The organism is Arthrobacter sp. zg-Y750, assembly GCF_020907365.1.
Lineage (GTDB): Bacteria > Actinomycetota > Actinomycetes > Actinomycetales > Micrococcaceae > Arthrobacter_B.
Map to the genome: position 1 here is coordinate 286953 of NZ_JAJJOC010000013.1, position 14655 is coordinate 301607.

Annotated in this window: 13 protein-coding genes; 6 read left to right on the forward strand and 7 right to left on the reverse strand. The window is 67.5% G+C overall.

Annotated elements, in window-relative coordinates; translation table 11 throughout:
• Window positions 1-15: 15 nt before the first annotated feature.
• Together LOC57_RS09145 and LOC57_RS09150 are read left to right on the forward strand one after the other, a co-directional pair.
• Complete coding sequence (locus tag LOC57_RS09145) at window positions 16-507, forward strand: CarD family transcriptional regulator (RefSeq protein WP_227911188.1); 492 nt, start codon at window positions 16-18, stop codon at window positions 505-507.
• Between the two features lie 115 nt (window positions 508-622).
• Entirely contained in the window at window positions 623-1240 is a 618-nt protein-coding gene (locus LOC57_RS09150) for a malonic semialdehyde reductase (protein ID WP_229959265.1), read from the forward strand.
• Window positions 1241-1319: 79 nt separating this feature from the next.
• On the opposite strand, the gene LOC57_RS09155 is transcribed toward LOC57_RS09150, so the two are convergent.
• Window positions 1320-3095, reverse strand: coding sequence for a glycerol-3-phosphate dehydrogenase/oxidase (locus tag LOC57_RS09155; protein ID WP_229959267.1), 1776 nt, complete (start codon window positions 3093-3095; stop codon window positions 1320-1322).
• Window positions 3096-3208: 113 nt separating this feature from the next.
• Here LOC57_RS09155 and LOC57_RS09160 point away from each other — a divergent pair, with 113 nt between their 5' ends.
• Together LOC57_RS09160 and LOC57_RS09165 are read left to right on the forward strand one after the other, a co-directional pair.
• Entirely contained in the window at window positions 3209-4210 is a 1002-nt protein-coding gene (locus tag LOC57_RS09160; RefSeq protein ID WP_442860126.1) for a sugar-binding transcriptional regulator, read from the forward strand.
• Window positions 4211-4258: 48 nt separating this feature from the next.
• Window positions 4259-5104 carry a putative protein N(5)-glutamine methyltransferase gene (locus tag LOC57_RS09165; RefSeq protein ID WP_229959269.1) on the forward strand — a complete coding sequence of 282 codons (846 nt, stop codon included), beginning with the start codon at window positions 4259-4261 and terminating at the stop codon, window positions 5102-5104.
• On the opposite strand, the gene LOC57_RS09170 is transcribed toward LOC57_RS09165, so the two are convergent.
• The 4 genes from LOC57_RS09170 to LOC57_RS09185 all read right to left on the reverse strand — a co-directional run bounded on the left by LOC57_RS09170 (window position 5101) and on the right by LOC57_RS09185 (window position 10610).
• Window positions 5101-5928, reverse strand: coding sequence for an SDR family NAD(P)-dependent oxidoreductase (locus tag LOC57_RS09170; protein WP_229959271.1), 828 nt, complete (start codon window positions 5926-5928; stop codon window positions 5101-5103). The genes LOC57_RS09165 and LOC57_RS09170 overlap by 4 nt on opposite strands.
• A gap of 270 nt (window positions 5929-6198) precedes the next feature.
• Window positions 6199-7146, reverse strand: coding sequence for an RNA polymerase sigma factor SigJ (gene sigJ / locus LOC57_RS09175; protein WP_229959273.1), 948 nt, complete (start codon window positions 7144-7146; stop codon window positions 6199-6201).
• Entirely contained in the window at window positions 7083-8240 is a 1158-nt protein-coding gene (locus tag LOC57_RS09180; RefSeq protein ID WP_229959275.1) for an NAD(P)/FAD-dependent oxidoreductase, read from the reverse strand. The genes sigJ and LOC57_RS09180 overlap by 64 nt, the downstream gene beginning before the upstream one ends.
• Before the next feature lie 198 nt (window positions 8241-8438).
• Window positions 8439-10610: an ABC transporter permease gene (locus LOC57_RS09185; RefSeq protein ID WP_229959277.1), complete on the reverse strand. Its 2172-nt coding sequence runs from the start codon at window positions 10608-10610 to the stop codon at window positions 8439-8441.
• A 160-nt stretch (window positions 10611-10770) separates the two neighbouring features.
• Here LOC57_RS09185 and LOC57_RS09190 point away from each other — a divergent pair, with 160 nt between their 5' ends.
• On the forward strand, window positions 10771-11433 hold the full coding sequence (locus LOC57_RS09190; RefSeq protein WP_229959279.1) for a TetR/AcrR family transcriptional regulator: 663 nt from the start codon (window positions 10771-10773) through the stop codon (window positions 11431-11433).
• Window positions 11434-11437: 4 nt separating this feature from the next.
• Here the strand turns inward: LOC57_RS09190 and LOC57_RS09195 are convergent, their stop codons facing one another.
• On the reverse strand, window positions 11438-12439 hold the full coding sequence (locus LOC57_RS09195) for an NAD(P)/FAD-dependent oxidoreductase (RefSeq protein WP_229959281.1): 1002 nt from the start codon (window positions 12437-12439) through the stop codon (window positions 11438-11440).
• 112 nt (window positions 12440-12551) lie between these two features.
• Here LOC57_RS09195 and LOC57_RS09200 point away from each other — a divergent pair, with 112 nt between their 5' ends.
• The gene (locus LOC57_RS09200; protein ID WP_227911177.1) at window positions 12552-13145 is read left to right on the forward strand and encodes a helix-turn-helix domain-containing protein; all 594 of its coding nucleotides are present in this window, start codon (window positions 12552-12554) and stop codon (window positions 13143-13145) included.
• A gap of 10 nt (window positions 13146-13155) precedes the next feature.
• Here the strand turns inward: LOC57_RS09200 and LOC57_RS09205 are convergent, their stop codons facing one another.
• Window positions 13156-14583 (reverse strand): ABC transporter permease, encoded by a 1428-nt coding sequence (locus LOC57_RS09205; RefSeq protein ID WP_229959282.1) that lies wholly within the window; start codon window positions 14581-14583, stop codon window positions 13156-13158.
• Between the last annotated feature and the right edge of the window lie 72 nt (window positions 14584-14655).

Genomic DNA, 14655 nt, shown 5'->3' on the forward strand with positions numbered 1-14655 from the left:
TCAGGAGGCAGCAGATTGCCATTCTCCGAAGGCCAGGTCCTGGTCCATCCGCACCACGGCCCCGCCGTCGTAATGTCCTATCAGACCCATCCCCGCATGCAGAAGGACTGCATTGTCCTTCAGGTGCAGTCATCGCACCTTTTGGTCTGGGTACCCGTCGACCAGATGGCCCGTGTGGGCCTGCGGCCCGTCCTTGACCGCCCCGGCTTGGAGACTTTGTTTGCCGTGCTCCGCGCACCGGCGGACAACGAGGACCCGCAGTGGTCCCGGCGCTACAAGGAAAACAGCGAGAAACTCGCAACCGGTGATCCAATGGTGATTGCCGCCGTCGTCCGCAACCTGATGCTGCGCGACGCCGCGCGCGGACTGTCCCAGGCCGAACGCGAAATGCTGCGCCATGCGCGCCGGCCCCTGCTGACCGAGATCTCCCTGGCGCTGGGAATTTCCGAGGAAGACGCCGGCGTGCGGCTCGACGCCGTGTGGTCGCCGTCCGGCGCTGCGGCCTGAGCAGCGGGCCGCACCGGGCAATACAGGCAACACCGGGTAACAGTGGACGGAGTACCGTTGCGCTCCATGTATAGTCAAACCTTCAACCATTACCTATGACGGAGGTTTGCTGCGCATGAGCGACGGCACTATCCAATCCACCAGTGCGCTCGACGCTGCAGCACTGGACTCACTTTTCCGTGACGCCCGCACCGTGGCCGAATTCAGCGGCGAAGCGGTTACCGACGAGCAGCTCGCCGCCATCTACGAGCTGACGAAGATGGGCCCCACGGCCATGAACATCCAGCCCCTGCGCATCACCTGGGTCCGTACACCCGGGGCCCGGCAGCGGCTGGTGGAGCACATGGCGGACGGCAATAAGGCCAAGACCGCCGCAGCTCCGATGACTGCCGTGCTCAGCTTTGACCGTCAGTGGCACGAGCACTTTGCCGCCATTTTCCCTCCGGCCCCGGCCCAGGGCGCGGTCTTTGCCGCGAACCCCGACCTCAGCGCCGTAATGGGCAACAACAACGCCCACCTGCAGGCGGGCTACTTCCTGCTCGCAGTCCGTGCGCTCGGCCTGGCCGCCGGGCCGATGGGCGGTTTCGACGCCGCTGCCCTGGATGCTGACCTGCACGCCGGTATGGACCGCCAGTCCATCCTGGTAGTCAACATCGGTGTTCCGGCCGCAACTGAACCCCGGTACCCGCGCCTGCCGCGCCTGGACTACGCGACGGCTGTCACCGAGCTGTAGTTTCCGCGGACTCCCGGCAGCCGGGGCCGAGCAAAAAGGGCGGGCACCAAACGGTGCCCGCCCTTTTTGCTGCTAACTGCTAGGAAGCCAGCGCAGCGATCTTCATGCCGTGCATGTTGACCAGCAGGTCGCGTGCGGACTCGACCTGGCGGCGCGTTTCGGCGTCGTCCCAACCGAGCTGCGGTGCCAGCAGGCCGGCCATCTCGTTGAGCATTTCCTCGGACACCAGTCCGCGGAAGGCCAGCGAGGTGCGGCGGATCAGGACGTCGGCCAGACGGGTGATCTGCTCGTTCTGCACCATGTATTCGAGTTCGCGGGTGCTCAGCTCGTTGGTGGAGGCCAGCAGCTGGTCGGCGCCCTTGGCCAGGAAGGCCATCACGTCGGTGGCGCGGGTGCCGTAACGGGTCAGCAGGACGCGGACGCGGTTCCGGTCGGCAACCTCGTTGGCGGTGCGGTTGATCCACAGGCGCTCTTCAGCCTCGGTGCGCGGGAAGTCCTTGCCGCCGCCGATCTGAAGACCCGCCGTCGTCGTCTTCCGCGGCATGCCGAGGGCCGTCATGGCCTCGGTGGCGAGGTTCTCGGACAGTGCGCGGAAGGTGGTCCACTTGCCGCCAACCAGCGAAAGGCTGGTGACATTCTTGCCGGCACGCTTGTCCGTGCGCTTCTCGATCCGGTAGTCGCGGGACACGAAGCCGGGCTGCGTGTCGTCGTGCTTCGGGAGCGGGCGAACGCCGGAGAAGGTGTACACAATGTGGTCGCGGCGCACGTCAACGGTCGGGAACACGTGGGCGATGAGCTCGAAGAAGTACTCGATCTCCTCGTCGGTGCATACCGAGGCTTCGCGGATGTCGGCGTCGATGTCCGTGGTGCCCACCAGCACGCGGTCGCCCATCGGGTAGATGAGGACAATGCGGCCGTCAGTGTGCTCGAAGAACATTTCGCGGCCGTTGCATGCTGCGAGCAGCTCCGGGTGGTCCAGCACGATGTGCGAACCCTTGGTGCCGCCCATGAAGGAGGTGCGCTTGCCGAAGGAATCGTTGGTCTCGTCGACCCAGGCGCCGGTGGCGTTGATGACGACGTCGGCGTCGAACACGAATTCTTCACCGGTCAGCTCGTCGCGCAGCAGCGTGCCGGCGTCGGTGGTGCCCACGGCGCTGACGTAGTTGCTGGCGCGGGACTGCTTGTTGGCTTCCAGGCCGTCGCGCAGCACGTCCAGGGTCAGGCGCTCCGGGTTGTGCACGGAAGCGTCGAAGTAAGTGGCGGTGTACTTAACGTCCGGGCGCAGCAGGGGCAGTTCCTGCAGGGACTTCTTCTTGCCGACAAAGTTGTGCTTGGGGGCCACGCGGCCGCCGCGGGAGAAGAAGTCATACATCATCAGGCCGGCCTTGATCAGCAGCGCGCCGCGCTCGTTCGGCTTGCCCGGCTTGTGCGTCAGGAAGCGCATCGGTGCAGCAGTGATGCCCGAGAACGTGCTGGTGATCGGGATGGTGGTCTGCAGCGGCTTGACGTAGTGCGGGGCCAGGTTCAGCAGCGCATTGCGCTCCACGACCGACTCGTGCACTAGGCGGAACTCGCCGTTTTCCAGGTAGCGGATGCCGCCGTGGATCATGTGGGAGGACGCACCCGAGGCGCCCTGGCAGTAGTCGCCGCGCTCCACGAGGGCTACGTCCACGCCCTGCAGTGACAGGTCGCGAAATGTGCCGACGCCGTTGATGCCGCCGCCGATGATCAGTACCGAAGCCCGGGGCCGGTCCTTCAGCTGCTTCACCACCGGACGGGTGGCGGTCTTGTCCTTGCTGGGGTTCACGGAATTGTCCACGTATATCTCCAAACGCTTCTGTGGCTGCATTGCCATATCCCACAATGTTCGAAGCCGCCGGCACGCCCGATCGAGTCAATGAACAAACGTGCACCCTGCGATAATGGTTTTATGGTCAACAAAGCGGTGCGGACGGACAACTTGTGAACATTGGTCTCACTCCCGGGCTTCCGGAGCACATTGGACCCGGAGCGTCGGAGAAAGACGGGCGGGACAGGGACGCCCTCCGGGCGGCGCAGATGTACTACCTGCAGAACCTGACCATGGAGGCGATTGCACGCGAGCTGCGGATCTCCCGGTCCACGGTTTCCCGGCTGCTCTCCCATGCACGCAGCACCGGGCTGGTGCGGATAGAGATCCGCAGCCCCTCGGACCGGGCGCCGGCACTGGAACGGCAGATCAGTTCCCGGTTCGGGATCCAGGCCAACGTAGTACCGGTGACCGAAAGCGTCTCCCCCGCCCAGGTGCTGCAGCGGGTGGCCGTGCAGGCCGCGCATATGATCGGCCCGCTTATTGATTCGGACGCCATTGTGGGTGTGGCCTGGGGATCAACGCTGACGGCCGTCAGCCAGCACCTGCCGATGAAGAACACCCATGACAGCACTATTGTGCAGATGAACGGTGCCGGAAACTTCCGCACCTCGGGCATCACTTACGCCAGCGAAATCCTGCAGCGCTTCGGCCACGCCTACGGGGCCCGCGTGGTGCAGTTCCCGGTGCCGGCATTCTTTGACCACGCCGGGACGAAGGAAGCCATGTGGCGGGAGCGGCCCGTCAAGCGGGTCCTGGACCTGCAGGCACGGATGAACACGGCCATCTTCGGCGTCGGGTCGATGGAAGCCGGCGTGCCCAGCCACGTCTACAACGGCGCCTACCTGGACGAGGAAGACGTCAATGACCTGCTGGCCGAAGGCGTAGTGGGCGACGTCGCCACTATGTTCTACCGTGCCGACGGCACCTGGGACGGCATCCGGCTTAATGACCGCAGCACCGGCCCGGACCTGGCCACGCTCCGGCAGGTGCCCCGGCGGATCTGCGTAGTGGCAGGGGAAACCAAAACCACCAGCCTGCTGGGCGCGCTGCGGGCGGGACTGGTCACGGACCTGATCCTGGACGAGAACTCCGCCCGCCGGCTGGCCGCCACCGAATAGTCCGGGCGGGCGCTACCGGGCGCGCCCGGAATGCGGGACACTCCTGCCATGGGAAGAGCTCCTGCGCCGGCCGGTGGCGGCCGCGTTGCTGCGCTGCTCCGGGCTGCAGGCTGTGTATACGCCGAGGAAGAGGCCGCGCTGCTGCTGGCCGAGGCGGCGGACGACGCCGGACTGCAACGGATGGTCGCCGAGCGTGCCGCCGGGCGGCCGCTGGAGTATGTGCTGGGCTGGGCTCAGTTCTGCGGCCTGCGCCTGAACGTCGGCGATGGAGTGTTCGTTCCGCGCCGCCGCACCGAATTCCTGGCCCGGCTGGCGGTGACCGAACTGGTGGAGCGGCCGCGCGCCGTCGTCGTTGACCTGTGCTGCGGTGCCGGCCCGGTCAGTGCCGTGATTGCCCACCGGGCTGACCCAAACAAAATTTTCGCCGTGGACATCGATGCAGCCGCGGTGGCCTGCGCACAGCGCAACCTGGACGCGCGTGTCACAGTGCTGCAGGGGAACCTCTTCGACGCCCTGCCCGGCGGGCTGCGCGGGCGGGTGGACCTGGTGGTGGCCAACGCTCCCTATGTGCCAACGGGGCAGCTCGCGATGCTTCCGCCCGAAGCACGGCTCCACGAGCCGGAAGTGACGCACGACGGCGGCCCGGACGGGCTGGCGGTCCTGTCCCGGATCGCTGCGCAGGCACCGGCATGGCTGGCGCCGTCGGGCGTGCTGCTGGTGGAATGCGCCGCCGGCCAGGTCAAAGGCCTCGCGCACAGCTTTGCCGCGGCCGGATTGGTTCCCGCGGTGCGGCGGCGCCGGGCCATGGATGCCACGGTGCTGCGCGGTTCGGTACTGGGCGGTTCGGTGCTGCGCGGTTCGGTGCTGGGCGGTTCGGCGGAATTCCGGCCCTAGGGCTCCAGCATCGCCACGGAACGGTTCCACAAGCCCAGGGCCAGCGCGGCGTCGCCGGCCTGCTTGTTCGGGCGAGCCACCTTGCAGCGTTCAAAGTAACGGCCGGTGGGATAGTCCTCCCCCGGTGTGCCTTCGGCCAGGAAGAGCAAGGTGCGGGCTCCCTTTTCCGGGGTGGGCAACAGGCGGCGTACAAAGGGAGCCTGGTAGAGCGAACGCATGGCAGAGCCCTCGGAGCTGGAGAAGCTGGAGCCGATCACGCCGGGATGGAAGGCCGTGGAAGTGGCGCCGTGCGAGCGGTACCGGCGGTCGAATTCCTCCGTGAAGAGGATTTGCTCCAGCTTCGTGTCGCCGTAGGCCTTGCGCGGGTTGTAGTTCTTTTCCTCTTCCAGGTCCTCAAGGTCCACGTGCCCGAAGATCCGGTTGGCCACGCTGGAGGTGTTGATGACCGTGCCCTGGGAGGCAATGATCCGGTCGGTAAGTAACCGGGTGAGCAGGAACGGGGCCAGGTAGTTCACCTGGAACGTCATCTCATGCCCGTCGCCGGTGACCTGCCGTTCCTTGCCGAAAATGGCTCCGGCATTGTTAGCCAGCACGTCAATGCGGCTGTAACGCTGCAGGAGTTCCGAGGCGAGGTTCCGCACGCTGTCCAGCTCCGCGAAGTCGGCCAGGCAGTACTCGTGGCCGGTCTGCACGGCCACGGCAGCAGTCTTCTCCCGGGACCTCCCGACCACCACCACATGGTGGCCCTTCTTCGCCAGCTGCTTGGCCGCGGCGGCACCGATCCCGTCGCTGGCGCCGGTGATCACAATGGTCTTGGGAGCCACGGAAGCCTGCCTTCGTTATGGCCCCCGGATGCGGCAGCCGTCCGCATCACACACTAGTACCGAATCTGCCGGCCTCGACAGCGGTCGGCACTGGCGGCCCGGCGTCCCCACGCCCGTGCTGCCTTGACGTGAGCAGATTTTCCCACGCTCTGGGGCACCTGGGGCTGGTGTTTCCCCACAAGGCACACGAGTCACACTCCGTGGGATGTTCTGCAGGTCTAGCCGGTGATCCGGCCCGGAAAGCTTCCCGCTCAGGAAATCCCAGGGCAATTACCCCTGCAGGCGCAGCAGCTTGTCCGGGTTGCGGACGGCAAAGACCGCCTGCACCCGGCCGTCTCCGGACAGCCCCAGCTGGAAAACCGTGGTGACCGCGCCCGCCTCCCGGAAAGCGACGGCGGGCAGCCCGTTGAGTTCGACGAACTCCGGCACTGCTCCGGCCCCGTACTTGCCGGCCAGACCGAGCATAAGCCGCGCCACCTTCTCCGGGCCGTGGACCGGCCGCAGCGCCGCGCTGGCCTTGCCGCCGCCGTCGGACACCAACACCACCTCCGGAGCCAGCAGGTCCAGCAGGGAGTGGACCTTCCCGGTCATGGCGGCTGCGAGGAACCGCTGGACGGCGGCGCGGTGCTCGCCGGTATCCGGAGCCGTCCGGGGCGTGCCGGACCGGAGCCGGACACGTGCCCGGTGGACCATCTGCCGCGCCGCGGGTTCGCCGGCGTCCAGGGCTGCGGCAATTTCCGGATAACCGAAGTCAAAGACGTCGTGGAGGAGGAACGCAGCCCGCTCCGGGCCGGTCAGGGCCTGCAGCACCACCAGCATGGCAGTGGACACCTCGCCGGCGGTGAGCGCCGCGGCTTCCGGGTCCGACGCCAGCGCGTCCGGGCCGGTGCGCAAAGGTTCGGGCAGCCATTCGCCCGGATACTCCTCGCGCCGCCTGCTGGCTGCGCGGAGCGAATTCAGTGCCTGCCGGGTGGCTATCCGCGCCAGGTAGGCCCGCGGATTAGCCACTGGTTCAGGCACCGCCCGCCAGCGCAAATAGGATTCCTGCACCACGTCCTCGGCATCGGCCACGGTCCCCAGGATGTCGTAGGCAATCGTGAACACCAGCGCACGGTGGTTCAGGAACTGGGAGTTCCGCTCCGGGAGACCGCTGCTCAGCCCTGCGTCTGGGCCTGCACCGCCGGCGCCGAGGGCTGCATCTTCGGACCGGTTGGCCATGTGTATGCTCCGCTTCGTTTAGCTTCGCCGCGGATCCACCGAAGCGTCATGCGGCATATTATTTCCTTCTGGACCGCCGCCGTCCTGCCGGACAGGTGCAGGCGGGCCGGCGAATCGTCCGCAGCCACAAACTGGACCACTCCGTCGCTGCGGCCCAGACTAACGCAGACGCCGCGGAACCCGCTGTCGTGACGCGCACCCGCGGCGCCGTCCAGGGAACGCAGGATGTTGCCGGCGGCGCCGGCCCCCATGGGCATCGCCGCGGCACAGCACATCCGCAAATAGGCGTACTCCGGCCGGTCAATCACCGCAGCATCGCCGGCGCCGTAGATCCTCCCGTGCCCGGGCACCTGCAGGGTCGGATCCACGCGCAGCCTGCCCTCTCCGTTCACCGGCAACCCGCTCACCGCTGCCAGCGGCGGTGCGGCAAACCCGGCACACCACAGCACGACGCCGGCGCCCAGGTGACGGCGGACGTCGCCGTCGGGCGGAACGGGACTGCCGGTATGCAGCTGCACCCCGGCCCGGCGGAGCCGCTGTTCCAGCGCCCGGCGGCCCTGCTCCCCGAACCGTGGTGCTATCGGTCCCGCACTGTAGAGTGCCACACGCAGCTGCGGGAAGGCGCGGGCGGTTTCCGCGGCCGCCTCGACGGCGGTCAATCCGCCGCCCACCACGGCCACCCCCGCGCCCGGCGCCAGGGCTGCCAGTTCCCGGCGGGCCGCCGCCGCGTCGGATAGCCGGTCCACTGCCAATGCCCCGGCAGGTACCGTCGAGTGTCCGGATCCCACGGCGTACACCAAGTAGTCCCAGGGCATTGTCCGGCCGTCTGCCAGCAGCACGGTCCGGTCGCCGTCGTTGATGCGTTTTGCGCTGCCGTGCACCAGCCGGACCGCCGGGTGCAGCAGCGACTCGAAGGCCGCAGTGGGGTCCTCACGGCTTCCGGCCGCATATTCGTGCAGCCGGATCCGCTCCACGAACTGCCGCCGGGGATTGACCAGCTGGACCGCCAGGCCCGGACGCTGCGCGGCAGCGAGCCGGTTGGCGGCCATCACCCCCGCGTATCCTCCGCCCACAATCAGTACTGTGCTGCCCATGGCTTGCTCCTTACCGTGTCCGTCCGCACCGGCGGCTGCCGGCCCGAACATAGGACACCGGCCGGACCGGTTCTGTGACAGGCCGGCAGGAACGGATCTGCAGGAACGGCTGCGGCTCCCCCGCATTAAACGGCAGGGCCCGCCACCGTTGGTGGCGGGCCCTGCCTCAGCCGTTGCCGGCTGCGGAACTGCGGTCAATCAGGCGCGGACCGGCTCCGGGCGGTCTGCGGCGTTGTCTGCGGCATGCTCCACCGGTGCTTCGTCCGTGGGCCAGGCTTCGTCCCGCGGCGGTTTGATGCGGTCGATAATCATAACGACCACCAGGGAAACAGCGCCCCAAATACCCAGCGTCAGCAGGTGTGAACCCACCGTGTCGCCGCCGAAGTACAGGATGGATCGGATGGCTTCGACCGCTGCCGGCATCGGCAGGTAATCATGCAGGACGCGGAAGAACTCCGGCTCCATGTAAATGGACATTGCCGCGCCGGAGGCTGGAATGCCCAGGAACATCAGGATGCCGATGGCTGGAAGGATGGCCAGCATGCCGATCAGGCGTTCCAGGACCGCGGTGAACATCGCGACGCAGAAGATTGCCACGGCGCCGGTACCCCAAAGGGCGAGGAAGTGGCCGTCGATGGCGTTTACGAAGACGGAGACTATGACCCACAGCAGAGCCGAGTAGCCCACGGCCCAGCCGGCCGCAATCGGCACGAGCTTGCGCAGCGGACGGCTCGCGGGCTGTGCTGTGGAGCCAACAATGATGATCATGAAGCCTGCCATGATCCAACCCATGGCCATGTACATGGTGGACATGCCCATTGAGTCCTTGTTGGGCAGGGGTGCCACGTCCTCCGTGGTCAGCTGCATCTGCTGACCGGCGGCAACCTGCGTAAAGACACGGTTGACCACCTGCTGGGCACTCATGCCGGCAGCCTGGTTGGCAATGAGGGTGGACTTCGGATTCTCGGCCGAAGGCAGCACATAGGCGGCGGTGATGGTCCGGTCCCGGACCTGGTCCCGCGCTTCATCGGCGGAGTCCATGGCGCGCAGGTCAAAGAGCCCGGACATGTTCTCTTCAAGCCCGGCAACTGCCTGCTCGGCCTGTTCGGTGGTGGCGCCGACGACGGCGACGGGCATGTCCCGCGGCGTGGGCTGGTACATGGCGCCCAGCATCAGGGAGAGCATCATCGCTACCATCATCAACGGCAGGAAGCCGAGGGTGACGTAGCGCCAGGCGCGGTTCTTCGGGCGGGGCCCGCCGTGCAGGGATGCAACGTTGACGGCCAGGGGCTTGTCTTTGCCCTTGCGGCGGCGCATGGCATCAATGCCCAGGGTCAGCAGCAGGGCTGCCACGGCGCCGATGACCAGCACCATCAGGTGCCGGCCCGCGCCGTTTCCGTCGAAGTACAGGACGGACCGCAGGGATTCACCGGTGGCTGCAGCGGGCAGGAAGCTGTGCAGGAACGGGTAGAGACCGGGCATGGTGTGTACGGACATGCTCATGTTGGAGGAGGGAACGCCCAGCACCATCAGGAACAGCATGCCCACCAGGACGGCCATCGGACCCAGGATGCGGGTCAGGAACAGCTGCGCACTGCCCACCGAGAACACGGCGAGCCAGCTGATCCCCAGGACGGCGGCCGTGTGGCCCTCGACGATCCCCATGATCGGGCCGACGACGGTCCAGACCAGGGCGGCGATCAGTGCGGACCAGCCGGCCAGCAGCGGAACGAAGCGACGGAAGCGCATTAGTTCCGGAGAGTTGGACAGGGCCAGGCTCAACGGCATGTAGCCCGCCAGCATCAGGGCCGTGGTCATGAACATTGCGCCCAGGCCAGCCAAATCATTGGCTGGCAGCGGAGCAAGGTCCTCGGTCTGCAGGGTCAGGCCCGAGGCGAGCACCTGGGGTGCGAGCAGTGCGGTGACCGTGCTGGACTGGGAGGCGCCGGCGGCACCGGCAGTGTAGAGAGTGGCGGTTCCGTCACCCAGCACAACGGCACTGCTGACCTCGCGGTCGAGCACCAGCTGGCGGGCATCGTCGGCAGAGTCCACTGTCCGGACATCGACGGCGTCGGCGTTTGCGGATTCCAGTGCCTGCGCAAAGCGGTCCGCCTGCTGGGCGGAGCCGCTGACGGCGATCGGCACGTTGTGCGGGGTGGGTGAGTGCATGGCAGCCAGGTAGCCGCCCACCAGCATGGACACCATCAGCAGGGGCATCAGGAACATGGCGACGTAGCGCCCGATCTTCTCAGCCTTGGCCCGCTTTGCGGCGGCGGCTTCGAGGTCCTGGCTTTCCGTTTCCTGAGCTGGCTCCGCTCCCGGATCATTCTCCGGCGGGGAGTCGGTGGAGGTAGGGGAAGAATTGGTCAAGAACGTGCTCCTGTGCTGAATATACGAGGTGGTGCGAAGTGCGCCGGGGGCCGGATGCGGCCCGGGCGGGGTCAGTGGGACCAACTCGTCAAAATTACGCCATGTGGCGTAAAATCAATAATCGACGTGCGGAACAGCGTCTGGAAGAGGGAAGAGCGGCATGGGACAGCACGGCGACAAGGCACGCGCGGTACTGCTGGACGCGGCCGAGGAACTCTTTGCCCGCTACGGCATCGACGCGGTATCCAACCGGCGGATTGCCGAACACGCCGGCACCGCCAACCATTCCGCCGTCGCCTATCACTTCGGCAGCCGGGACGAGTTGCTGCGGACGCTCGCAACGCGGCACCTGGAGGACACCAACCGGCGTCGGACCGAGCTGTTTGAGACCCTGCCGCCCGATGCCGCCCTGCCGGACCTGCTCGCGGCCATGATCCTTCCGTGGGTTGAGCATCTGGCTTCGCTGCCCGTGCCCAGCTGGCGGGCGCGCTTCGTGTCACAGATCCGCAGTGCGCCGTCCGTGCACGAGGTAGTGGTGAGTGCGGCGGTGGCCAGTCCCGTGATGGAGGAACTGGTCCGCCGCACCCACGCCGCCGCGGGCGACGTCGCCCCTTCCGTCCTCTACGGCCGCTCCTCGATTCTCGGCGGTATGGTGCTGGGCGTTTGCGCCGAGTACGAGGCGCGCCTCCACGCCGGGGTGGAAGAGCCGAACTGGACCGGCGTCGGTTACTTCCTCATTGACTCCTGCGCCGGCATGCTCGCTGCACCCGTAACGCATCCGGGGGATTTCCTGGCGGCGCCGTCCTCGGTTTACCTTTTGTAGGCCGTCAGGAGGCCTGGGACACCCCGGGCATACCCGCGGCCGACGCCACGGCGAGCGCAGTGTCCTCAGCCACCAGGTCCGCATTGATCGCCGCCCCCGCCATCAGTCCTGCCGCCGCGGCGGCAATCACCTGCACGGAAGGGTTGGCCAGGTTGCCGGCAATATAGACGCCGGGCACCGATGTCGCTCCGGTGGGCCCGGCCGGGACGGCGGTCCCCAATGGAGCCTCCCCCGTGTACTGCTCGGCCGGGACGAGGCCCAGATCCGCCAGATACCCGGCCCGGGCCTCCAGCCGCGTAAACACCACCAGGGCATCCCGCTCCACCAGTTCGCCTCCGGCCAGCCGCACAGCGGCGCCGGTGCCTTCCACACCAACCACTTCCCCGGCCACCGTCCGGATCCCGCGCGCTGCCAGTTGCCGCGCCTGCCCGGCGTCCGGTTCCCCTGCCGTGTGCAGGAACACCACGACGTCGTCGCTCAGCTGCCGCCACAGCAGTGCCTGGTGCATGGCCACGTCCATATCCGTGCCCAGGATGCCGATGGCCTTGTCCCGCGCCTCCCATCCATGGCAGTACGGGCAGTGCAGCACCGTGCTTCCCCAGCGCCCGGCAATGCCGGGGATGTCCGGCAGGATGTCCCGGACCCCGGACGCAGCCAGGATCCGGCGCGCACCCAGCTCCCGCCCGTCGGCCAGCAGCACGGTGAATCCGCCGTCTGGATTCGGCCGAACGGTGGACGCCTGTCCTTCAAGGATTGTTCCGCCGTAGCTGCGCACCTCGTCCCGTCCGGTCCCGTACAGCTCGGACGGCGCGGCGCCCTCCCGGCCCAGGTAGTTGTGGATCTGCGCGGCCGGCGCGTTGCGGGGATCCCCCGCGTCCACCACCGCAACGGACCGCCGGGCGCGGGACAGCACGAGCGCGCCGTTCAACCCGGCGGCACCGCCGCCGATCACAACCGCGTCATAGGACGCCCCCTGCGGCGTACCGCTCTCTTCTGCTCGTTCCATGAGTTTGCCTTTCCTCCGCCGTCCGTTCCCGGACGTAGTTTTCGATGCCTTCAGTGTCCGGCCGAGCACTTCGCAGGAGCAATATTCTTTGCCGCTATGGCAAACTCTTCCTATGAACGACGCCGATACTTCACTTGACGCGGTCGGTGCCCGGCTGCGGTCCCTCCGACTGGAACGGCACACCACGCTGGCACGGGTGGCAGCGGGTACCGGCATATCCGTGAGCACCCTCTCCCGGCTGGAATCCGGCCAGCGCAAACCCACCCTGGAACTGCTGATGCCGCTGGCCCGAACCTACGGAGTCACCCTGGATGAACTGGTGGACGCCCCGGCCACCGGGGATCCCCGTGTACACATGCGGCCCCTGCGCCGGCACGGAGCCACCATCATCCCGCTGACCGAGCGGGCCGGCGGGGTCCGGGCGTACAAGTACATCCTCCCGGCCCGGCGCACGGCCGGGGAACCCTCCCTGCAGACGCACGAAGGCTATGAGTGGCTTTACGTGCTCAGCGGCAGGCTGCGGCTGCTGCTCGGATCGCAGGAGCTGATCCTGCTGCCCGGCGAAGCCGCGGAATTCGATACCCGCACTCCGCACTGGATGGACAACGCCGATCCCGGTGCCGTCGAGTTCCTGGCCCTGTTTGGACCGCAGGGCGAGCGGGCCCACCTGCGGGCGCGGCCGGCGTCGGGCACCCGCTCCGGATAAAGCCTGCTGCCTACGCCGCCGCCGGCAGTCCTGCACCCCGGCGGCCCAGCAGCCGGTCGTAAACCAGGGAAGCCAGCAGAGCCACCAGCACCGCAATCAGGAGGATGATCAGCATCCCGATGATCCCGCTTTGCAGCCCGGCGTCCGCCTCGGCGTCGAAGTACAGCACCGCCCGGTTGGCCGTGGTCATATGGTAGAGCGGCTCACCCGGGGCAATGAACCGGAAAAAGCCGGGCAGCGCTTCCAGGGGCACCACACCGCTGGCGGAAGGCAGGCCCATAAAGACCACATAGATCAGCGACAGAATCATGCCGGCGCTGCCCAGCAGGGCGATCAGGGCGAGGGTCACGGCGGACACCGTGACGATGGACAGCCATGTGGTGAAGAAGAACAACGCCCCGTGCGGGATCGGCATCCCGACGGCGGAGGCCACCCACATCATGAGTCCGGCCGTGGGGAGCGCACCGACCACCACAATCCCCCACATCAGCAGATAGGTGGCCCAGCGGCCTGGACGCAGCGGCGGGTCCAGGACAAAACGCGTTCCCAGCTCCACCGGCGCAACCCCCAGCCGCGCATCCACCAGGAAATGCAGCGACACTGACCCGCTGACACCCACCACCATCAGCAGCACCGAGTAGAAGAAGGCGCCCTCGCCCAGAGCTGCGCCCTCCGGTGGCTCCTCGAAGGCGGTGGTCGTCACGGCAATCGGATCCTCAAGCAGGTCTGCGGAGGTTCCGTCAACACGTGGGGCGAGCTGCTGTTCCAGCTGCGGCGGCAGGTCCGCGCCCAGCGCCTCCAACCGGCGTTGCAGGTCCGCCTGTGCCGTTGTCTGGGCGGTCTGGGCGGACGCGGTCAGCTGTTCACCCAGACTCTTGTTGGCCTGATCCAGGGCCGGGTTGATGGCGCCGGTGGCGAGGCTGCTGGCCAGCGGACCGGCCAGTGGATTGGTATAGACCGTCACGGCCGGGCGGGACACGCCAGCGTCGCTGAGGGCACCGCTGACCAGGGCCAGGGCATCGGCGGAAAACGTTTCCGGGATCACCATCATTCCGTGGATCTGACCGTCGCGCATCTGGTCCTGCGCCTCATCCCATGACAGCACCCGCAGATCGATCTCATCCGAGCCGTCGAACCCCTGCCGCATCTGGTCGGTGATGTTACCGCCCAGGTTTTCCCTGCTTCCGCCGGGTGTGTCCGCGCCCCGGTCCTGATTCACCACGGCGATCGGAAAGTGGTCCAGATTCTTCCCCGGGCTGCCCAGCCCGCCGATGTACAGCGCGGTGCCGGCGCCGCCCAGGAGCAGGAGCACCAGCACCGGCAGCAGCCACGTGCGCGGCGAGAGGTAGGCGCCTATCCGCGAGGGCGCGGCTTGCGGTTGTTGCCGCCCGGAAGCGGCGGACTGGGGTTCGGCCGGTTGCGCTGAATGTGCGGGCATGGGGATACCTCCCGGAGCAACTGCTGGGATGTTCTCAGTCCTACCGTTTGAGGGTAGCCGCCCGGCCCGTGC